At 67.6% G+C, this 19089-nt stretch carries 18 protein-coding genes and 1 pseudogene; 3 read left to right on the forward strand and 16 right to left on the reverse strand.

What is annotated here, in order from left to right; genetic code table 11:
* Nucleotides 1-184: 184 nt before the first annotated feature.
* The 4 genes and pseudogenes from WS91_RS35130 to WS91_RS30460 all read right to left on the reverse strand — a co-directional run.
* A pseudogene (locus WS91_RS35130) lies at nt 185-356 on the reverse strand (LysR family transcriptional regulator); the annotation flags it as partial.
* A 255-nt stretch (nt 357-611) separates the two neighbouring features.
* Nucleotides 612-977, reverse strand: coding sequence for an ArsR/SmtB family transcription factor (locus WS91_RS30450; RefSeq protein WP_059581213.1), 366 nt, complete (start codon nt 975-977; stop codon nt 612-614).
* Nucleotides 961-1422 (reverse strand): SRPBCC family protein, encoded by a 462-nt coding sequence (locus tag WS91_RS30455; protein WP_038748068.1) that lies wholly within the window; start codon nt 1420-1422, stop codon nt 961-963. The genes WS91_RS30450 and WS91_RS30455 overlap by 17 nt, the downstream gene beginning before the upstream one ends.
* A 143-nt stretch (nt 1423-1565) precedes the next feature.
* Nucleotides 1566-2219: a DUF1345 domain-containing protein gene (locus WS91_RS30460; RefSeq protein ID WP_038748065.1), complete on the reverse strand. Its 654-nt coding sequence runs from the start codon at nt 2217-2219 to the stop codon at nt 1566-1568.
* A 121-nt stretch (nt 2220-2340) separates the two neighbouring features.
* On the opposite strand from WS91_RS30460, the gene WS91_RS30465 reads away from it, so the two are divergent.
* Nucleotides 2341-3075 (forward strand): metallophosphoesterase, encoded by a 735-nt coding sequence (locus tag WS91_RS30465; protein WP_059581210.1) that lies wholly within the window; start codon nt 2341-2343, stop codon nt 3073-3075.
* 87 nt (nt 3076-3162) lie between these two features.
* Here the strand turns inward: WS91_RS30465 and WS91_RS30470 are convergent, their stop codons facing one another.
* From WS91_RS30470 to WS91_RS30485, 3 genes are all read right to left on the reverse strand, one after another.
* Nucleotides 3163-3870, reverse strand: a complete 708-nt coding sequence (locus tag WS91_RS30470) for an RES family NAD+ phosphorylase (protein ID WP_059671613.1) — start codon at nt 3868-3870, stop codon at nt 3163-3165.
* Nucleotides 3861-4280: an MbcA/ParS/Xre antitoxin family protein gene (locus WS91_RS30475; RefSeq protein ID WP_038748057.1), complete on the reverse strand. Its 420-nt coding sequence runs from the start codon at nt 4278-4280 to the stop codon at nt 3861-3863. Before WS91_RS30475 ends, WS91_RS30470 begins: the two co-directional genes overlap by 10 nt.
* A 597-nt stretch (nt 4281-4877) precedes the next feature.
* Nucleotides 4878-5786, reverse strand: a complete 909-nt coding sequence (locus WS91_RS30485) for a metal-dependent hydrolase (protein WP_059671615.1) — start codon at nt 5784-5786, stop codon at nt 4878-4880.
* 497 nt (nt 5787-6283) lie between these two features.
* Between WS91_RS30485 and WS91_RS30495 the strand changes: the two genes are divergently transcribed.
* Together WS91_RS30495 and WS91_RS30500 are read left to right on the forward strand one after the other, a co-directional pair.
* Complete coding sequence (locus WS91_RS30495) at nt 6284-6625, forward strand: FKBP-type peptidyl-prolyl cis-trans isomerase (RefSeq protein WP_059671617.1); 342 nt, start codon at nt 6284-6286, stop codon at nt 6623-6625.
* Nucleotides 6626-6671: 46 nt separating this feature from the next.
* Complete coding sequence (locus WS91_RS30500) at nt 6672-7424, forward strand: helix-turn-helix domain-containing protein (RefSeq protein ID WP_038748047.1); 753 nt, start codon at nt 6672-6674, stop codon at nt 7422-7424.
* A 327-nt stretch (nt 7425-7751) separates the two neighbouring features.
* Here the strand turns inward: WS91_RS30500 and WS91_RS30505 are convergent, their stop codons facing one another.
* Genes WS91_RS30505 through WS91_RS30545 form a run of 9 tightly spaced genes read right to left on the reverse strand, consistent with a single transcriptional unit; the run spans nt 7752 to nt 19063 of the window.
* Nucleotides 7752-8918 (reverse strand): glycosyltransferase family 4 protein, encoded by a 1167-nt coding sequence (locus WS91_RS30505; RefSeq protein ID WP_038748044.1) that lies wholly within the window; start codon nt 8916-8918, stop codon nt 7752-7754.
* The gene (locus tag WS91_RS30510; RefSeq protein WP_038748041.1) at nt 8918-10102 is read right to left on the reverse strand and encodes a glycosyltransferase family 4 protein; all 1185 of its coding nucleotides are present in this window, start codon (nt 10100-10102) and stop codon (nt 8918-8920) included. The genes WS91_RS30505 and WS91_RS30510 overlap by 1 nt, the downstream gene beginning before the upstream one ends.
* The gene (locus WS91_RS30515) at nt 10099-11574 is read right to left on the reverse strand and encodes a glucose-6-phosphate isomerase (RefSeq protein ID WP_082758441.1); all 1476 of its coding nucleotides are present in this window, start codon (nt 11572-11574) and stop codon (nt 10099-10101) included. Before WS91_RS30515 ends, WS91_RS30510 begins: the two co-directional genes overlap by 4 nt.
* Before the next feature lie 11 nt (nt 11575-11585).
* A complete protein-coding gene (locus tag WS91_RS30520; protein WP_038748038.1) occupies nt 11586-12725 on the reverse strand; it encodes a glycosyltransferase in 1140 nt (379 codons plus the stop codon).
* 43 nt (nt 12726-12768) lie between these two features.
* The gene (locus tag WS91_RS30525; protein ID WP_059671618.1) at nt 12769-13716 is read right to left on the reverse strand and encodes a glycosyltransferase family 2 protein; all 948 of its coding nucleotides are present in this window, start codon (nt 13714-13716) and stop codon (nt 12769-12771) included.
* Nucleotides 13717-13747: 31 nt separating this feature from the next.
* On the reverse strand, nt 13748-15967 hold the full coding sequence (locus WS91_RS30530; RefSeq protein ID WP_059644599.1) for a polysaccharide biosynthesis tyrosine autokinase: 2220 nt from the start codon (nt 15965-15967) through the stop codon (nt 13748-13750).
* 50 nt (nt 15968-16017) lie between these two features.
* The gene (locus tag WS91_RS30535; RefSeq protein WP_059581197.1) at nt 16018-17193 is read right to left on the reverse strand and encodes a polysaccharide biosynthesis/export family protein; all 1176 of its coding nucleotides are present in this window, start codon (nt 17191-17193) and stop codon (nt 16018-16020) included.
* The gene (locus tag WS91_RS30540) at nt 17187-17621 is read right to left on the reverse strand and encodes a low molecular weight protein-tyrosine-phosphatase (RefSeq protein WP_059671619.1); all 435 of its coding nucleotides are present in this window, start codon (nt 17619-17621) and stop codon (nt 17187-17189) included. Before WS91_RS30540 ends, WS91_RS30535 begins: the two co-directional genes overlap by 7 nt.
* Nucleotides 17622-17641: 20 nt before the next feature.
* Nucleotides 17642-19063, reverse strand: a complete 1422-nt coding sequence (locus WS91_RS30545; RefSeq protein ID WP_059671620.1) for a UDP-glucose dehydrogenase family protein — start codon at nt 19061-19063, stop codon at nt 17642-17644.
* Nucleotides 19064-19089 lie beyond the last annotated feature (26 nt).

Below are 19089 nucleotides of genomic sequence, written 5' to 3' on the forward strand. Positions count from 1 at the left end.
CATGCCGCTGCGCGCGCGGTTGAATTCTTTAGCAAGAGCGGAAAAGCGCGGTTTCGCGTTGAATGCGATCGTAAAAGAGGAGGCAAGCGCGTGTCGCTGCAGGCCCGACGCATTCGCCGATTAGGCGCCCGGCACTTCCGCGCCGAGCGCGTTGCGATCCGATGCGTTTCATCTCGTCAGATGTCAGACAATCGACGAACGATGCGATGCGCGACGAGATCGCCGTATTGCGGCGATAGACTGCGTGAACCGGCTGCAGCACGTCGTGCGTCTGGCGCGTGAGCAGTTGCACGAGCCGCCCTTCATCGATCGCGATTCCGTGCGGTCATGAAATCGGACAGGCAAGCGATGCCCGCGCGTCTCGCCACTCGATTCGGCGTCTGCCGCCGAGCGCGCCGGATGAGCGCGGCGAGCGGGACTGTCTCCATGCGCCAGGCGGAGCGCGCACGACGGCAAGTAGCCGCGTGGCGAGATATTTCGCGAGACGTTCGCGACCGCTTCGAAACGGCACTCGCATCGGCCGTGCGCGAAACGGTTCGTCCATCGACGATCGTTCGTTTAACTGACCGTTCCCGCCGCGAAAGCGAAGCGGCGCGCCGCAAGCGCAGCCATCATGCCTGAACTGCGTGCTCGAGCCGCAGCAACGCCTGATCCCACCGCCGGCCGATCGCGTCGAGCGCCGCCCGCGCGATATCGATCTGCGCGGGCTCGAAGCTCCACAGCCGCTCGCGCCCGAGCTTCGCGTCACGCACGAGCCCCGCGTCCGCCAGCACCTGCAGATGCTGCGTGACCGACTGGCGCGTGATGTCGGTGCCCGCGGTGATCCGCGCGATCGACAGCGCCGTGCCCGCGCACAGCGCGGCGACGATGCGCAAGCGGGTCTCGTCGCCGAGCGCGGCGAACACCGTCGCGCAATCGCGCAACTGCGCGCGCTTGAGCGGCGCGCGCGGCGGCCGGCCGTCAGCGCGCGTCGACATGTACGGCGATGTTCTTCATCTGCTCGTCCCAGCCGCCGCCGTTCATCCGGAACGCATCCGCGCGGCGCTCGATGGGCAGCTTGTCGAAGCCCGATTCGATGATGGTGAGCAACGTGCCGGCTTCGACGTCGGCGAGCTCGAACGCGACGAGCGTCGGCGTCTCTTGCGAGTAGTCGAGCGCGGGATCGACCGCGGCCGGATGCCAGCGGTACGAGAAATGATGCTCCGGCTCGATCCGCTCGATCCGCATCTGCAACACTACATGCTCGTAACCGGGATACGTGATGCGGCCTTCGACGTGGCGTCCCGCCTCGAAGGTCTGCCCTGCGAGATCGACGCGAAACCACGCGCCGAACTCGTCGGCGTTCGTCAGCGCGCGCCACACGCGCGAGCGCGGCGCGCTCAGCACGATCCGCCTTTCGATACGATCGGTCGATGTGTTCATATGCAGCCTCCTGGCTGCACATTAGGCCGCGCACTCGTGAAATGCAAGGAAACGGCTGCCTGTCCGGAAATCGCATGCGCCGCCTCGCCGCGCCGGCGCGAATGCGCCGGCTGACGCGGCATGCGACGTCGGCGCAATCGAATTCAGCTCAGGAGCCCCGCCGCGACGTTGACCGACAGCCCGAGCACCGCCATGTTGAAATAGAACGACAGAATCGACTGCGCGAGCGCCGCGCGCCGGATCGATCGCCCGCGCAGCGATACGTCGGACGTCTGCGACGCGACCGCGATCGTGAACGAGAAATACAGGAAATCCCAATAATCGGGCTCGAGATCGCGATCGGGAAACGACAGCGCGCGCGCGTCCTTCGGCGACAGATAGTAGAGCCGCGCGTAGTGCAGCGTGAAGATCGTCGGAATCAGGAACCATGCGCCGAACATCGTCGCGCCCGTCACCGCGTAATGACCGAGGCCGTAGCGGAATCCGACGCTCTTCGCGCTGACGAGCTCGAGCACGATCGCGGCGATGCTCGCGACCGTTGCGAAACAGATGATGGTCAGCACGATCGTCGCGTTCTCGTCCTCGCGCATCGCGATCTCGCGCACCCTGTGATGTTGCGCGCGCACCATCCGCACCCACATCAGCACGAGATACAGCCAGATCGTGCAATCCCAGCCGATCAGCACACGCGCGAACGGCCGCAGCGGATACGGGAACAGCAGGCCGAACGCGACGCCGGCGGCGGCCGCGATCATCATGCGCGGACGATTGCGCAGCACTTGCGGATAAAGCGTCATGATTCCTCGTCGAGACGATCGAAAGTCGAGTGAAAGACCGCGCCGCTGCTGCGGCGCGTCGCAGCGATTATCGTCATGTTGTCCCGCTGCGCCAAGGGCGGCTGTGTCCTAAGATGGGCGAATGGACACCGCTCCCCTGATCCGTCGCCATACCGCGAACCATGCCGGCCGCGATTTCGTCGTCGGCGATCTGCACGGCTGCGTCGAACCGCTGCGCGTGCTGCTGCACACCGTGCGCTTCGATCCGGCGCGCGACCGGCTGTTCTCCGTCGGCGATCTCGTCGACCGCGGCGCGCAGTCGGAAGCGGCGCTCGCGCTGCTCGAGCGCCCGTGGTTCCACTGTGTGCTCGGCAATCACGAGGACGTGCTGTGCTCGGTCGCGGACGGCAGGCTGCCGATGAGCGTCTGGAAGCGCATCGGCGGCGACTGGGCGTCCGACCTGCCCGTCGCGACGCTCGAATGCTATGCGCGACGGCTGCGCGAACTGCCGCTCGTGCGCGTCGTCGGCGAAGGCGACGAGCGCTTCAACGTGCTGCACGCGGAATTCTTCGGCAGCGACGCCGACCTCGATCGCGGCGACTACGCACCCGACGTGATCACACGCCTGCTGTGGGGCCGCGAGCTCGCGTACGGTCGCACCGACCCGGCCGCACGCCAGATCGGCATGTCGACCACGTATTGCGGCCACACGCCGATGCACGACGTCGTGAGAATCGGCGCGCAGACGTTCATCGACACCGGCGCGTTCGATCCGTCGGGCCGGCTCACGCTGCTCGACACGCGCAGCGGCGAAAGCTGGTCGCTGTCGGTCGCGGCCGCGCGCCAACAGGGCGCGGCGGACGTGCCGCTGCCTTGATGCGCGGGCCGCGGCGCCACCGTGGAGCCGCGACGGCGCAACGATGCTGCCTTGCGCCGGGCGTCCCGCCGCGCGCCGCCCGCATCGTCAGCCGATCTGACTCAGCTCGAACACCGCGTCGATCGCCGCGCCGTTCCAGTTGTATTCGAGATACGCGGCGTGGTGACAATCGCGCAGCAGCAGCGTCCTGAACGCCGCGAGACATTCGCCTCCCGGGTCCCGCACCGACGGATACGCGACGCCCGCGCCGCCCGCCTCGCGCACCGCACGGCCGAACGCCTGCCCGGCTGCATAGTCGGCGGGATCGAGAAGCGCCGGATCGCGCTCGCGCCACGCGCGCAGGTCGGCGACCTCGCCGTGCGCGGCCACCGTGTAGAGACGCATCTGCTGACGCATCGGCGGCTCCTTCGTCGCCGCGAGGAACAGCGACGCGTGATAGCGCGTCTCCGCAATCGCCGTGTTGCGCGTGTGCGCGCAATAAAACACGCCGTAGCTGCCGTCGGAGAAACGGCTGCCGTTCGGATTCAGGTGCGTGAACGCGGCCATGATCGGCCCGTAGCCCGGCCCGAAGCGCCGCTCGTCGGGCGGCACGAGACCGAGCACGCCCACCTCGGTACGCACGCGATCGTTGGTCAACGCCTCGAGCGCGTACAGCGCGTCGAAATCCTCGGCCGACGCGACGCGGTCGAACAGATTGATCGCGGGAAAGCGCGTGGGGATCACGCGGTAGGCGGGTGCCCAGTCGAGCGCCGCGACGGGCCAGTTCGTCTGCCGTTCGGGAAAGATCACGCCCATCCGCCTCGCGTCGCGTCGAGATATTGGCGCACCGCGACGAGATCGCTGACGTTCCCCGCGAGCATCCGGTCGAGCGCGCGCCTGCCGTTGAACGGCGCGGCGTCGTTCGGCCGCTTGACCCACGCGTCCGCCGCGGCGGGCTGCGGCAGCAGGATCTGCAGCGCCTTGTAGATGCCGAGCACGAGCGACAGGCGCTCGAGCGTATCGTGCGTGAGGCGCGCGGTTTGCGGCGACGCCTTCCATTTGAAGAACGTCGAGCGGCCGGGCGAGCCCAGCAGGACGATCTGCTCGTCGGTCGACAGCTCCCAGTCGCGCGCGATGTTGAAGAACGCGCGCAGGCCGGCCGCCGACATTTGCGCGACCGTCGCCTCCGGCGGATTCGGCAGCGGCTTCAAAGCAGGACGGGACATGGCAGTTAGTCTCAAAATGAATCTACTAACAAGATTAGTCCATTTTGGGATCTTTACAAGGAAAATAATGGCTGATCCCAATAAGCTGCGGATTGGGTGAATTAGTGGGGTCGGAATTCATATGCGGCCTTCCGCGCCGCCGCCCTCGCCGGCTTGCGCGCCCGTGCGCGCGGCACTCGCAGCGAATCGCGCGTGCCGCCCATTCGACGCCGGCACGCGAGACGGCAACGCGCCTGGCGTTCAAGCGTCGGCCTCCGCTCGGGCGACGAAAAATGCGGATCTCACGCGCGCGAAATGTCCGGATGCGTTCGCGCGTGCGCGGGATGAGCTGAAGCTGCCGGAAGAGCAGCCGGCGAGAAACGGAATCGGGATGAACAGAGGCCGATGCAGCGCGCTCGCGGATATGTTTCCCGGCGCGCCGTGGAGCGCTTGGAGCGCTTGGAGCACGTGGAGCACGTGGAGCGCGCGTGGAGCGTAAAAAATAGGCCGGAGCGCGCGCGAGTGCGAACGAAAAGCGCATGAAGAACGCACGCCGCGCGCCGCGATGCCGCACCGGACAAGCCGCCAGTGCGACGGCCCGCCCGCGAGCTCACCGGCTCACGCCGGCTCCGCGCTGTCGAACTCGATCGGCGGCAGCGTTAGCGCCGCGCGCGCCTGCGTCGCCGCGACGATGCCGTCGACGCGCGCGAGATGATGACGGTTGTCGTAGTCCCATGGATGGAAGCCCGGCCGGAGGAAACTCAGCCACTCGCGCGCGATCTTCGGAAACAGTCCACGACGCGGCCCGTACAGCAGGCCGACCACGCGCCAAAGGCCGCGCACGCTCTTGTCCGACGTGCGGTCCCAACGGATCAACTGCGAATGGATCAGGAACACGTTCGGCCAGAACGTCATCGTCGTCAGCAAATACACGCCGATGCGGATCAGGTATCGCTTCGGCCCTGGCTTCATCACCGCATTCCAGACGTCGAACGACACCGCCTTGTGCTCGGTCTCCTCGAGCGCGTGCCACTGCCACATCTGCTTGTAGCCTTCATGCGAGCCGGCCAGCGCGGACGGCTCGGTCAGCAGCCAGTTGGCCAGCATCGCCGTGTAGTGCTCGGCCGCGACCGTGTGCGCGAGCTGCACCGAATGCGGCAGCACCTTCTTCATCCAGCCCGTCACTTTCCACACGCGCCTGTCGATCGTGCGTGCCGGCAACCGGTGCGCCTGCATCAGATCGTTGTACTCGACGTGCTCGCGCGTATGCATCGCCTCCTGGCCGATGAAGCCGAGCACCTGTTTCTTCAGCACCGGATCGTCGATTCGGTCGCGGTAGTTGCGCACCGAATCCATGAAGAAACGCTCGCCCGCCGGAAACAGCAGCGACAGCGCATTGAAGAAGTGCGAGACTTGCGAGCCCTGCCCATGCCAATCCGTCGCGCGCTCGACCGGCAGATTGAAGCGCAGGTCGCGGCGCACGGGCATGACGAACACGGGGTCCGTCGACTTCGCGGGTTGATTCATCGATGTCTCCTGTCTGGGCGGCCGAGGACGGCGTCGATGCGAGCCATGCCCGGCATCCGGCCGGCGTCGCGCTCGTCGCGTTCGTCGGCGAACGCTCGCGCGGCCGACGGATCGACGTCGATCGCGCGCTTCCGGCTCCGCACGCCGGGGCCGCCGCATCGAGCGGCCCGGCCTCGCGCGCCCGCCGTGCGGCCGCCGACCTTTACATTAATAACTGAAACAATATGGCGAGGAGCCGCGGATAGGCAAGGCGCGAGTTAGTGGCGGCCTTCCAAACGCCGGCCGCGCGAGAAGCGCCGTGCGGCCGGCCCGTGAGCCCCGTGCGGCGGGGGTTTCGGCGCGACGGCGCGGGCCGCCGCCCGGGCTTGCAAACGCGATCGCCGGGCGCATTTTTGCCGCATCGCGCGAAGCGGCGAACGCGGCGCGCCGCGAAATCCGGCCGAGTTCGCGCGGCTCCCCTACAATAGCGGTCATTTCGTTTCAATCAGGAGCATTTCATGACAGCCGTCACTACCGAATCCGGCCTCAAATACGAAGACTTGACCGAAGGCACGGGCGCACAAGCGCAAGCGGGCCAGACTGTGAGCGTCCATTACACCGGCTGGCTCACCGACGGCCAGAAGTTCGATTCGAGCAAGGACCGCAACGACCCGTTCGCGTTCGTGCTCGGCGGCGGCATGGTCATCAAGGGCTGGGACGAAGGCGTGCAGGGGATGAAGGTGGGCGGCGTGCGCCGCCTCACGATCCCGCCGCAGCTCGGCTACGGCGCGCGCGGCGCGGGCGGCGTGATTCCGCCGAACGCGACGCTCGTGTTCGAAGTCGAACTGCTCGACATCTGACGCAGGCGCCGCCCGTCGCCCCCGTTTCGCCGACCGTCGCCGCATCATGGCCCGCTTCGCTTCGCCGACTCTCTCGCTGCGCCGCTACGGCGCCGTGCAGGAATCGGACGTGCACGACTTCCATCAGATCGTGCTCGGCGTCGACGGCGCGATGACGATGATGGTCGACGGCGTCGACGAGCGGATCGACCGCCGCTCCGCATGGCTGATTCCGGCCGGCTCGCGGCACGAATACGCGGGGCTCGCCGACAACAGCCAACTGGTGCTCGACCTGCCGCTCGGCTCGCTCGCCGTGCCCGAGCGGCTGTTCGAGCGCGCGAAGACGATCGCGATCGATCCGGGCCTCACGGCGCTCGTCGGCGAACTCGCGGCGCGCGTCGACGCGCTGTCGGCCCGGCGCCTCCATTGGCAGGCGGCCGCACGGCTATGCGGCGCGCTCGTCGGCGAATTGGGCGGCGCTTCGTCGATGCAGCCCGCCGCCGGGCTCGACTTCGCGCGGATCGATCGCTGGCTGCGCGCGCATCTCGCCGAGCCGCTGCGCATCGCCGATCTCGCCGCACACTGCGGCTTCGGCATGCGCCGCTTCCATCAGCTCTTCTGCGACGCGTTCGGCGAGACGCCGCATCGCTATCTGCAGCGGTTGCGGCTCGACGCCGCCGTCGTATTGCTCGGTGATCCGAAGCGTTCGCTCGCCGACATCGCCGGCGAAATCGGATTCGCCGATCAGAGCGCGTTCACGCACGCATTCACGAAACGGTTCGGGCTCGCGCCCGGCCGGTGGCGCGGCGGCCGGCACTGAGCCTTCCGGCGCGAGCGTTCTTGCTCGTGCCGCGTGCCGAGCGGCGAGCGCGCGCGATGAGCAGGCTCCTGCTCGCGTCCAAGCGCTCGCCCATTTCGTCGTCGATCATTCGAGCGGCCAGCGGAGCGGCATTGCACCGCGAGGCACACCGCGCCTCCATCCGGCGTTCTCATCCGGCGATTGCGGAGCACCGCGACAAAGCCGCGCGGCCCGTTCGCCCGCGACGCGCATCGACCCCGGATGCGCGAACGCTCGGGCGCCACTCAAGGAACCCGGATGCGCGAACGCGCCCAGGCACCACTTCCGCGCCCTGCTACCGCGCACCGATCAGTCACCCGCTCGAATCGCCTCCTCGTAGACCTGCGCAACGCGCCGCGCGATCACCGCGTTGTCGAAATGCTCGCGCGCGTATCGCCGGCAAGCGTCCGCATCCGGCAGCACGAGCGAGCCCGACAGCGCGGCCGTCAGCCCGTCCGCGATCGCGTGCGCGCCGATTTCGGGCAGCACGAGCGCATCCGACAAGCCGGCAACCGCCTCCGGCAGCCCGCCGACGGGCGTCACGAGCACCGGCGTGCCGGACGCGAGCGATTCGACGGTGATGAGCCCGAATCCTTCGAGCGCGACGGTCGGCACGACACTCACCGTCGCCGCGCGATACAGCGCGGCCAGATGGTTGTCGGGCACGAAGCCGAGCAGCTTCACGTTGTCGCCGAGTTCGGCGTCGTCGATCCGCTTCTGCAATTCGCTTTCGAGCCGCCCCTTGCCCGCGATCAGCAGCAGCACGTCCGGATGCCGACGGCGCACGATCTTCACCGCGTCGATCAGATCCTCGAGCCCCATGCGCCGCACGAGCCGCCGCACCGCGAGCACGATCGGCCGGTCCTGCGGCAGTTGCAGCTTGCGGCGCGCGTCGGCGGGCATCATCGGCAGATCGAACTGCGCGGTGTCGACGCAGCCCGGCACGACGCGCACGCGGGCCGGATCGATGTTGTAGCGCGACGTGAGAATCTGCCCGAACGCGCGCGACAGCACGATGAACCGCGACGAGCGCGAGTAGACCGCCTGCTCGAGCCGGTGCTTGACCTTCTGCCCGAGCGAATCCGCGCCCTCGACGTGGCTCTCGTCCGCCCACGGCCCCTGAAAATGCGACACCTGCGGAATGCCGCGCGTCACGTCGAGCCCGGGAAACGTGTACAGCGCGAAGTGCGACGACACCACGTCGGGCCGCTCGGCGCGGATCACGTCGCGCAGCGCGTGGCGCGCGGCGATCATCCGGCGCGGCAGCGACGACGTCGCCGGCCCGAAGCCGCGAATCGCGCCGCCCGTGTCGGCCGCGACGCGCTCGGAGCCCGCGACCACGCCGCGCACCGCGACGCCCGCGCCCGGCAGCGCGCCGACGAGTGCGTAATACATGCGATCGAGCCCGCCCGCCCGCTCGGGAAACCAGTGCATGCCGATTTGCAGCGACTTGATCGACGTTCCTGTGTGATTCATTACGATGGCTCCTGCGTCACGGCATGCTCGGCGCCGACGAGCGACGGCGACTGCGACGACTGGCGCAGCCGGCGATACAGCGCAATGTATTGCGCGCCCATGCGCGCCCAACCGAATCCGTCCATCAGCTTGCGTGCCGCATCGCCCATCGCGCGACACGCGTCGCGCGAGCGCGCGAGACGGCCGATCGCCTGCGCGAGCGCGGCCGGATCGTCGGGGTCCTCGAGCACGATCCCGCAATCCGGCGTGATGATCTCCGCCCCGCCCGCGGTGCGCGCGGTCACGACGGGCAGCCCCGCCGCCATCGCCTCGAGCAGCGACAGGCTCATCGCTTCGTAGCGCGAAGGAAACACATACGCGTCGACCGACGACATCAGCGTCGGCATGTTCTTCACGAGCCCGAGAAAGTGCACGCGCGAATCGATCTTCAGCGCACGCGCCTCGTCCGGATACGGACTGCCCGGCAAAGATCCCGCGACCGCCAAGTGCACGTCGGGCGGCAACTGCGTCAGCGCCTTCAGCACGGTGCCGAGGTTCTTGCGCGGCGTGCGCAGATCGCCGACGAACAGCAGCATGAACGGTTCGGACGGCAAACCGAATGCGCGGCGATCGGGCGTCGCGCTCGCAAACGCCTGCGCGTCGACGCCGTTGTAGATCACGCCGATCCGGTCGCCGTCGATGCCGATCCGGCGGATCTCGTCGGCCACCTTCTGCGACACGGCCGTGATCGCGCGCGAGCGGCGATACGCCCAGCGTTCGAGCAGCGTGTTGGTTCGCGTATAGACGTACTGATACGCGGACCACACTCCCTTCGTGAGGCCGAACGGGTAATAACGGCTCGCGAACCAGCCGCCGTGGACGAAATGCGCGGTGTTCACGTCGGCGCGCACCCAAGCGATGAAGCCGTTGACGTGAAGCACGTCGTACGCATCGCGATGGCGGCGCAGCCACCATGCGCTCTTGATCGCGAACACCTGCTGCTTGACGAGGGTCGACGGCCAGAAGCGGCCGGATTTCACCGGAATCCAGCGCACGCGCGCATCGGCGAGCAGCTCCGGCGCGACGTGCGACGCGACGAGCGTCACTTGATAGTTCTCCGCGAGCGCGGCTCGCGCGATCTCGTAATTGACGCGTCCCTGGCCGTCGTTATGCCGCACGACGTGCGTGACGATAGCGATTCTCATTGTTCGGCTCCCGGAAAACGCGCGGCGCTCGCGCGCTGTAGCTTTTGCCAGTGCGCCGCGGACAAGATCGAAAATATGCTCATGAACAGCAACAGCCCTCCTGTGCCGATGAACGAATTGGTAAAGACGAGCATCGCGAAGACAGACAAACTGAGACTCAGGCACGCGGCGACGAACTTGTCGCTGCGCAGCCTGAACGACACGCGCAGCGCACGGGCGAGCAGCCAAACGAGCCCGAGCAGGTAGAGCAGCGTGCCGGGCCAGCCGAGCACGAACGGCACGTTCATCACGCCGCTGTCGAAGCTGCCGTACTTGCCGAGGTTGCCGCTGTCGCTCGACAGTTTCGTCGACGCGCCGGTCGCGCCGAGCCCTTCGCCCGCGACGTCGGTAAACGCGGTCTGCGCGAACGTCGCGTAGAACTTGTTGCGATCGTCGTAGCTGCGATCGTCCTTCAGGTTCGTGATCGTCTGCAGACGCTGGCCGAGGCGGTCCGCGACGGGGCCGACGGTCAAAAGCGGCACGCACAGCGCGGCCAGCACGATCGCGCTGCCGATGATCCGCACGCGCACGCGATTGCTCGATTTCGCGAGCTGGATAGCGAGCGCGATCACCCAGCCGCCCCACGTCGAACGCACGAGGCACAGGCAGAACGAGATGACGCCCGCCGCCCCCGCGAGCCAGCGCACGCGCTCGGTCGCGGCGATCATGAACACGAGCGCGCCCATCATCGCGAACGCGAACGGGCCCGACGAATTCATCGTGCTGAACACGCGCACGCCGTACGGCACCGGATCGCCCTGCGAATTCATCTGCGAGCCGATCATCCACAGCGCATCCCATTTCGGCATCGCGAAGAACTGCACGATCCCGTAGATGCCCATCACGAACATCCCCCAGACGAACGTCGACAGGATCACCTTGCGGTACTCGGGGTAATCGCGCGAATGCACGACGATGTGAAAGCCGATCACCACCGGGTAGAGCCAGTTCGCGAGGTCGTAGGTCGCGGCGAGCGGGCCGCTCGACACGACGCCGACGAGGAACGCGTACATCAGGCCGAACAGGATCAGCAGCACCGGCAGTCCGCGCCGTTCCGCGAGCACCCGGTAGTGGCGCAGCAGGCCGAGCCCCGCGATCATCGTGACCGCGAGCGGCGCGATCTGGATCAGGCTCGTGGGCGTGTACGCGCCCTTCGACCAGTCGGCGAGACGCCGCACTTCCGGACTCAGGAACCACATCCACCATATGAAGCCGACGTAGCGCGCCGGGTTCACGAAATACAGCCACAAGCCGGTTGCCACCGCGAGGCACGGAAAACCGTACGTCAGAAGCGTGCCCTGATGCGCGGCGATCAGCAGCCCCGTGACGGTCCACAATCCCGCCTGCGCGACCCAATGCTTCGGATCGCCAAGCAGCTTTCGCCGGCTCGCGCCGCCGCCGGATGCGGGAACGGGCAGGGTCGTCACGCTCACCGTCGCGGCCCTCACCCGTTCGAGCGCGAACGCGAATCCGCGAACGACAGCGCCGCCGCGGCCGTCGCGTGCGCGCGCCGGCGCTTGAGCAGATCGCGCGTGATCCGAACGTGCTGCTCGGCGAACTGCTGCGTCGTCAGATCGCGCGCCTTCAGCCGGCGCGCGGCCGCCCGCGCGCGCGCGAGCGCCTGCTCGGGCCGCGCGGCGAGCGCATCGGCCGCGCGCCGCAACGCGCCAGCGTCGAACGGCTGCACGTATGTCGCCGTACCGTGCGGGAAATAGTCGCGTAGCCCGCCGACGTCGCTCACGATCATCGGTTTCCCGACGGCCGCCGCCTCGAGCATCACCGTAATGCCCGACGCATGATGATTGGGCCGCAGCGGCACGACGATCAGATCCGCCCAGTCATATAGTTCGCGCTGCTTGACGATGCCCGAAGCAGGCGCGATCTCGACGTTCGGCGCGTGCAGCGCGCGCGAAATCCGGCGGCGCGTGGCGAGCCGCACGTCATAGCGCGAATCGCCGCCGAACGCGGTGACGAACGTCTTCCAGTCGCGATCGCGATCATTGCCGATCGCGGCGATCCGCAACGGCCGATGCGGCGACCATGCGTCCGGCACGCGCACCGGAAAATCCTGCGTGTTCAGCCCGTAGTACACGTGCAGTGCATCGCGCCGCAGGTAGCGGCGGCACAGCTCGGCGTTGTTGCGCGCGAGCGTCGTCAGCACGTCCGCGCGGCCGATCAGCATCCGATACGCCCAACGGCGCACGCCGCCGTAGTCGGGCCATTTGTCGAACAGCCACACGCTTTGCGCGAGCAGCAGCGGCTTCGCGCCGCGCGCGCCGGACAGCTTCAGCACGAGCGCCACCGCAAGATGCTCCTGTTCGGTGTGCGTCCAGATCACGTCGGAACCCAGCAGCTCGGCGCGGTTGCGCCACGCATGCATCAGATCGAAGCCGAGCACGTACTTCAGCGCACGACGGCCGACGCTGATGAGCCTGTTCTCGCGCGCATCGCGCGAATACGTCAGTGCGAACTCTTCGGACTCCGCATGGTGATAGCCGTACAGGCAGCCGATGTCGTCGCCCTTGCGATAGGTGCGCGGATCGGCGCCGTAAAAGAGATGAACGTGAACCTTCGTGGCGATCATGCGGTAACTCCAGCCCGAAACAAGTGAATCCGAAACGTGTCGCTCATCGCGCGACGCCGGCGTGCGGCGCGGGCGTCACGCGCCGCGCGTCGTGCGCACCTCGCCGCACGGCACGCCATCGCGCGCGCATGCTCGCGCCGTTCTTCGCCGCGACGGTCAGCGCGACGTGCGCGAGCCCCGGATACACGCGGGTGCCGACGAACGTCCACCACCACCACGCGATCATGCGCCGCGCGGGCGGCAAATGCTCGCGCAAGGTCAGATGCAGGTTGTATGCAGCGTTCGACAGCGCGGCCATCGATGCGGCGTCGCGGCGGTCGTCATCGAAGCGCTCGGCCGGATAGTGATCGACCGCGACAGCCGGGTCGTAGACGAGCTTCCACCCCGCGCGCTTCACGCACATGCTGAACGACGTGTCGTTGTGCGTCTGCGCGCCCGCGCCGCGAAGGCGCGTGTCGAAACGCAGGCCCTCGATCGCCGCGCGGCGATAGCTCATGTTCGCGCCTTTCAGCGTATCGACTTCGCGCGCGCCGCCTACGCCGAGATGATGATTGCCGATGATCTTGCCCGACACGGTGAGCCGGCCGACGAGCGGACGTTCGCCGTCGAGCAGGCAGCCTTTTTCGTACACCCAGTCGCGGCCGCCTACCGCGCCGACGCGCGGATCGGCGGCGAATATCGCGCCGATCCGTTCGAGCCAGTCGGCGCGCGGCGCGGCGTCGTCGTCGGTGATCGCGATCACGTCGCCGCGCGCCGCGTCGAGCCCACGATTGAGCGCCGCCACCTGCCCCGGCACGTCGACCGCGACCACGCGCAGCGCAAGCGCGCCGCGCACGCCCGGATCGGCGAGCCGCTCGTGGGTCGCGTCGTCGTCGGCGCGCGCGACGACGATCACCTCGTCGGGCGCGACGCGCTGCCGCTGCAACGCGATCAGGCAGCGCGCGAGATCCGCCGGACGCCGGTAGGTCGGCACGAGTACGGAAATTTTCATCGTCACCTCGTCGATCGGAGAATGGCCCGCGTCACGCGCTCAGGTATTCGTGCACGGCGGCATAGCCTCGGCCGTAGCCGCGCGTGCGCGCCGGCACGCCGTTGAAGATCCCGCCTTGCAGCTGCACGCCCGCGGTACGCAGCCGCTTGATCGCGTCGCCGATCTCGCCCTCGGTGTGCATGCCGGAGCGCAGCACGAGGAACGTCGATCCGGCGAGCTCGCCGAAGATCGTCGCGTCGGTGACGGCGAGAATCGGCGGCGAATCGACGATCACCATGTCGTAGCGCTTCGCGAGGCCGTCGAGGTATTGCGACAGACGCGGCGACATCAGCAGCTCCGACGGGTTCGGCGGACGCGAGCCGGACGGGATGAACGACAGCCCCGGCACCGACGTTTCGCGAATCGACTCTTCGAGCGCGACCTGATCGCTCAGCAACTCCGACAAGCCGTTCTTCTCGCCCATGCCGAAGTAGCGGTCGAGCGTGCCGCGCCGCATGTCCGCATCGATCAGCAGCACGCGCTTGCCCGAATGCGCGACGAGCGCGGCGAGATTCACGGCGAGGAAGCTCTTGCCGATGCCGGGCGTCGGGCCCGTCAGCACGATCACGCGGTTCTTCGCGTCCATCAGCGCGAACTGCATCGCGGTGCGCAGGCTGCGCAGGCTTTCGACGCTCATGTCCTTCGGGCGCGCGCACGCGAGAATCGGCCGCACGCGGCTGCCCTTGTCGGCGGCGTCGAAGCGCGCCTGCTCGGCGCTCATCGGCACGAGGCCGTACAGCGGAAGATTGAACGCGCGCTCGACGCGATCCGGGTCCTCGATGCCATGGAACAGGTTGCGGCGCAGGAACACGACGCTCGTGCCGAGAATCAGGCCGAGCAGCGCCGCCGCCGACAGGATCAGCACCTTCTTCGGCTTGACCGGCACGCCCGGGCGCAGCGCCGCGTCGACGAGCCGGATGTTGCCGCCCGTGCCGGCCTTCTGCACCGACAGCTCCTGCACGCGGTTGAGCAGCAGCACGTAGATGTCTTCCGCAACCTTCGCGTTGCGCTGCAATGCAACCGCCTTCACCTCGGTCGCCGGCAGCCCGCGGAACTTGCCGTCGTACTTCGCACGCTCCCCTTCGAGCTGCGCGAGCTGCTGCTTTGCCGCGACGACGAGCGGATGCTCGTCCGTGTAGCGCTGCGCGAGCGCCGCGAGTTGCAGCCGCTGCGCGGCGATCTGCTGCTCGTACTGGACGCTGCCTTCAAGGTAGACCTTCGCTTCGTCGCTCGCGTTGATCGAGCCGGACGTGCGCTGATATTGGGTGAGCTCCGCCTCCGCACGCTCGAGGTCCGATTTCAGACGCGGCTCTTCGTTCTTCAGGAACTCGAGCATCTTCGTCGCTTCCGCCTGCTTGCTCGTCACGTGCTGATGCAGGTACGACTGCGCGAGCGCGTTCGCGATCTGCGCGGTTTGTTCGGGGTCCTTGCCTTCGAGCGAGATCTGGATCACGCCCGTCTGCTTGCCCTGCTCGGCCACCTGAATCGCCGACTGGAACGCGGTGATCGCATCGAGATCGTTCTGCCGGACCACCGTGAAGCGGGTGCCGGGACGCGCGACGAGCTTCGATACGTTGATGGTCACGCCGCCGCCCTGCTCGCTCTCGCCGACCTTGCCGCGCACGAGCAGATTGCCGTCCGGATCGGCCAGCGTGTAGCCGCCGTCCGCGCCGGCCGTCAGCGTCAGCTTCTTGCCCTCGAGCGCGGGCGACACGTCGATCGAATCGACGTTCGCGTCCTCGCCGCCCCACGCGTACGACGACAACCCGAGCCACGGCTTCGCCGGATGGTCTGGTGCCGCGAGCCGCGCGGCGATCGCGCCGAGAATCGGGAACGTGTCCGGCGTGACCGACGCGTTCAGCTTGAACTGCTCGACGACGGGCGCGACGACGCCGCGACTCTTGATGATCTCGATCTCCGCATCGGTCGGCGGCGTGGGCGGCCCGCTGTTGATCATCGCGCCTGTCTGCGTTTGCGTGAGGGCCTGAGACGTGTTGTCGCCCACCTCGACGCGCACCTGCGCATCGGCCGAATAAACCGGCTTCGCGACGTAGCAGTAGAGCCCGGCGAGCGCGATCACGACAAACGCGATGCCGAGAAGCAGCCAGATATCGTCGAGAATCACCTGGATCATCTGTCCCAGGACGACGTCTTCCTCGTCGGTCTTCACCGCGAGGTCGGCATAAGGATGTTTCGCTTGCGTATTCACCATGCATTCCCGCTTGAGGTTGAGGCGGGCCGCGCGCGACGGCCCGGGACCGATCAGCGCGTGATCTGCTTCATGTAGTAAATCGACTGGATCGTCGGGAAAATCTGCTGCAGCAGGCGGTTGAAGCGCACCGATCCCGACGTGCCGACGTACACGACGTCGAGCGGCTTCAGCTGGAAGCGGCTCGACAGCATCAGCGCGTCGGGCTGCGTCATGTCGAGACGGAAGATGTCGGGCGTGTTCGGCTTGTCCTGCAAATCGCGCAGCACGTACACCTGGCGCGGATTCGCGTCGGTGTCGAGGATGCCGCCGCCCGCCGTCAGCGCGTCGGCAATGGTCAGGCGTCCCTTGAGCATCTGCACTGTCGCGGGCGTTTTCACTTCGCCCATCACGAACACGCGGCTGTCGCTGCGGTCCGGCACGTTGACGATGTCACCCGGCTGCAGCATCACGTTCTGCGTGACGTCGCCGCGATCGAGCATCCCGTTTGCGTCGAGCTGATAGAACTTGCCCTCGCGCGTGAGGCGCACGCGCTGCAGGTCCGCCTCGTTCGTCGAGCCGCCCGAGCGCGTGATCGCGTCGACGAGCGTGAGCGGCACGTCGGTGATCGCGAGCGGGCCGGGCGTCTTCACTTCGCCCGTCACCTGCACCTTCTGGCTGCGGTACGACAGCACGCGCACGTCGACCTGCGGATTCTTCACGTAGCGCGCGAGCCGCGCGGCGAGCTCGTCACGCACCTGGCCCACCGTCTTGCCCGCCGCGTGCAGGCGGCCGACGAACGGAAAGTAGATCGTGCCGTCGGACATCACCGTCTGCCCGTACGGATCGGCCTGGCCGGGCAGCGCATTCGCATACGGCTGCTGCAGCGCGCCCGCGACCGTCTGCGTCGTGTTGCCGCCGCTCGAGAACGATTGGCCTTGCGGCGTCGTCAGCTCCGGGTGATCCCAGACGGTGACGCCGAGAATGTCCTGCGGCGCGACCCGGTACACGTACTGCATCGGATCGACGAAGCGCGACGGCGGCAGCGGCCGCTCCTTATGCTGCGCGTCGGCCTGCGACACGATCATCTGCGCGGTGATGAGCTGCACGTTGTAGTGCTCGGTCGGCTGCGCATCCTTGTCGTCGAGACGCGACGTGTCGAGGTAGTTGCCGGGCGCCATCGCGCACGCCTGCAACAGCACGGCGGCGGCTACGGCAAGCGCCAGAGGTCTAAGCGAACGATTCAGCATATCTTTTGCAGCCATCCTTGAACCAGACGTTCGATCAATGTGTAGCTATCCCGATAATCGGCTTCGGGACCGCCGTGGGGATCGGCGATCTCCGCGCCCTCCCATTTGCCGAGCAGATGCACCTTGCCGCGCGCGATCGGATCGATCGCCTCGACTTCGGAAATCTGCCCGCGCTCGGTGACGAGGACGAGATCCGCGGCGCGCACGAGCACGCGGCTCAGTCGCCGCGAACGATGCGGCGCCGCGTCGACACCGCGCGCCGCGAGCAGGCGCGACATCGTCGGATCGATGCCGTCGCCGTCGTTCGCGTCGATGCCCGCCGAATGGAACGAGAGCGACGCGCGCGGCGCCATCGACTTGAACAGCAGCTCCGCGGCCGGGCTCCGGCACACGTTCGCGCGGCATACGATCAGAATATTGCGGAACATGGTCGAACTCGCGTCGTTGCTCACGCGCCGGCGCGCGCCGCGCGCGCGCGGCGCCCGTCGCTCTTCGCCGCGTGCGGCGCGGCGCCCGGCCGCCCGATCGGGTAATACTCGATGCCGAGCTCGCGCATCGCGATCGGCTCGTACAGATTGCGTCCGTCGAAAATCACGGGCGTCTTCCAGCGCTTGCCGAGCGCCTCGAAATCCGGGCTCTTGAACGCCTTCCATTCGGTGACGATCACGAGCGCGTCCGCGTCCTGCGCGACTTGTGCTTCGTCGTCGGCGAACGCGAGCCGCGCGAGCGCATCCGGTCGATCGTGCAAGTCGAGCGCGAGCACGCGTTGCGCTTCGGCCTGCGCGACCGGGTCGTACGCCGTGACGTGCGCGCCGCGCGACAGCAGCTCCGCGATCAGCGCGCGGCTCGGCGCCTCGCGCATGTCGTCGGTGTTCGGCTTGAACGCGAGCCCCCACACGCCGAAGCGGCGGCCCGTGAGGTCCTCTCCGAAACGCGAAACGACCTTCCGCGCGAGCACATGCTTCTGCTCGTCGTTGACGGCCGACACCGCCTGCAGCACACGCAGCGCCTGCCCGTGCTCGGACGCAGTGCGAATCAATGCTTCGACGTCCTTCGGAAAGCACGAGCCGCCGAAGCCGCAGCCCGCGTACAGAAAGTGATAGCCGATGCGGGGATCGGAGCCGATCCCGCGGCGCACAGCCTCGATGTCGGCACCGAATCGGTCCGCGAGATTCGCCAGCTCGTTCATGAACGAAATGCGCGTAGCGAGCATCGCGTTCGCCGCGTATTTCGTGAACTCGGCCGAGCGCACGTCCATGTAGAGCGTGCGCTCGTGATTGCGATTGAACGGCGCATAGAGCTTCTTCATCAGCTCGCGCGCGCGTTCGCCGGGCACGTCGTCGTCGCAGCCGATCACGATCCGGTCCGGCCGCGTGAAGTCCTCGACCGCCGCGCCTTCCTTCAGGAACTCCGGATTCGACACGACCGAGAACATCGAATCGTCGCCGCGCGCTTCCAGTTCCTCGGCGACCACCGCGCGCACGCGCTCGGCCGTGCCGACGGGCACCGTCGACTTGTCGACGATCACCTTGAAGCCCTTCATGTGCCGGCCGATGTTGCGCGCGGCCGCGAGCACGTACTGGAGATCCGCGGAGCCGTCCTCGTCGGGCGGCGTGCCGACCGCGATGAACTGCACGTCGCCGTGCGCGGCGGCCGCCTCGACGTCGGTCGAGAATTGCAGGCGGCCCGCCGAACGGTTGCGTGCGATGATCTCCTTGAGGCCCGGCTCGTGAATCGGCACGCCGCCGCCGTTCAGGATGTCGATTTTCTTCCGGTCGACGTCGAGACAAAACACGTCGTGGCCGATGTCGGCGAGACAGGCGCCCGTGACGAGCCCCACGTAACCGCTGCCGATGATAGTCAGATTCATCTGTCGAACCTCTTACCCAGTGAGTC

The sequence above is a fragment of the Burkholderia sp. MSMB1498 genome, from assembly GCF_001526245.1.
Lineage (GTDB): Bacteria > Pseudomonadota > Gammaproteobacteria > Burkholderiales > Burkholderiaceae > Burkholderia > Burkholderia savannae.

Bases quoted from the DNA above. Each gene is read 5' to 3' on its own strand.
- WS91_RS30450 (WP_059581213.1), bottom strand. From the start codon at position 977: ATGTCGACGCGCGCTGACGGCCGGCCGCCGCGCGCGCCGCTCAAGCGC.
- WS91_RS30455 (WP_038748068.1), bottom strand. From the start codon at position 1,422: ATGAACACATCGACCGATCGTATCGAAAGGCGGATCGTGCTGAGCGCG.
- WS91_RS30460 (WP_038748065.1), bottom strand. From the start codon at position 2,219: ATGACGCTTTATCCGCAAGTGCTGCGCAATCGTCCGCGCATGATGATC.
- WS91_RS30465 (WP_059581210.1), top strand. From the start codon at position 2,341: ATGGACACCGCTCCCCTGATCCGTCGCCATACCGCGAACCATGCCGGC.
- WS91_RS30470 (WP_059671613.1), bottom strand. From the start codon at position 3,870: ATGGGCGTGATCTTTCCCGAACGGCAGACGAACTGGCCCGTCGCGGCG.
- WS91_RS30475 (WP_038748057.1), bottom strand. From the start codon at position 4,280: ATGTCCCGTCCTGCTTTGAAGCCGCTGCCGAATCCGCCGGAGGCGACG.
- WS91_RS30485 (WP_059671615.1), bottom strand. From the start codon at position 5,786: ATGAATCAACCCGCGAAGTCGACGGACCCCGTGTTCGTCATGCCCGTG.
- WS91_RS30495 (WP_059671617.1), top strand. From the start codon at position 6,284: ATGACAGCCGTCACTACCGAATCCGGCCTCAAATACGAAGACTTGACC.
- WS91_RS30500 (WP_038748047.1), top strand. From the start codon at position 6,672: ATGGCCCGCTTCGCTTCGCCGACTCTCTCGCTGCGCCGCTACGGCGCC.
- WS91_RS30505 (WP_038748044.1), bottom strand. From the start codon at position 8,918: ATGAATCACACAGGAACGTCGATCAAGTCGCTGCAAATCGGCATGCAC.
- WS91_RS30510 (WP_038748041.1), bottom strand. From the start codon at position 10,102: ATGAGAATCGCTATCGTCACGCACGTCGTGCGGCATAACGACGGCCAG.
- WS91_RS30520 (WP_038748038.1), bottom strand. From the start codon at position 12,725: ATGATCGCCACGAAGGTTCACGTTCATCTCTTTTACGGCGCCGATCCG.
- WS91_RS30525 (WP_059671618.1), bottom strand. From the start codon at position 13,716: ATGAAAATTTCCGTACTCGTGCCGACCTACCGGCGTCCGGCGGATCTC.
- WS91_RS30530 (WP_059644599.1), bottom strand. From the start codon at position 15,967: ATGGTGAATACGCAAGCGAAACATCCTTATGCCGACCTCGCGGTGAAG.
- WS91_RS30535 (WP_059581197.1), bottom strand. From the start codon at position 17,193: ATGCTGAATCGTTCGCTTAGACCTCTGGCGCTTGCCGTAGCCGCCGCC.
- WS91_RS30540 (WP_059671619.1), bottom strand. From the start codon at position 17,621: ATGTTCCGCAATATTCTGATCGTATGCCGCGCGAACGTGTGCCGGAGC.
- WS91_RS30545 (WP_059671620.1), bottom strand. From the start codon at position 19,063: ATGAATCTGACTATCATCGGCAGCGGTTACGTGGGGCTCGTCACGGGC.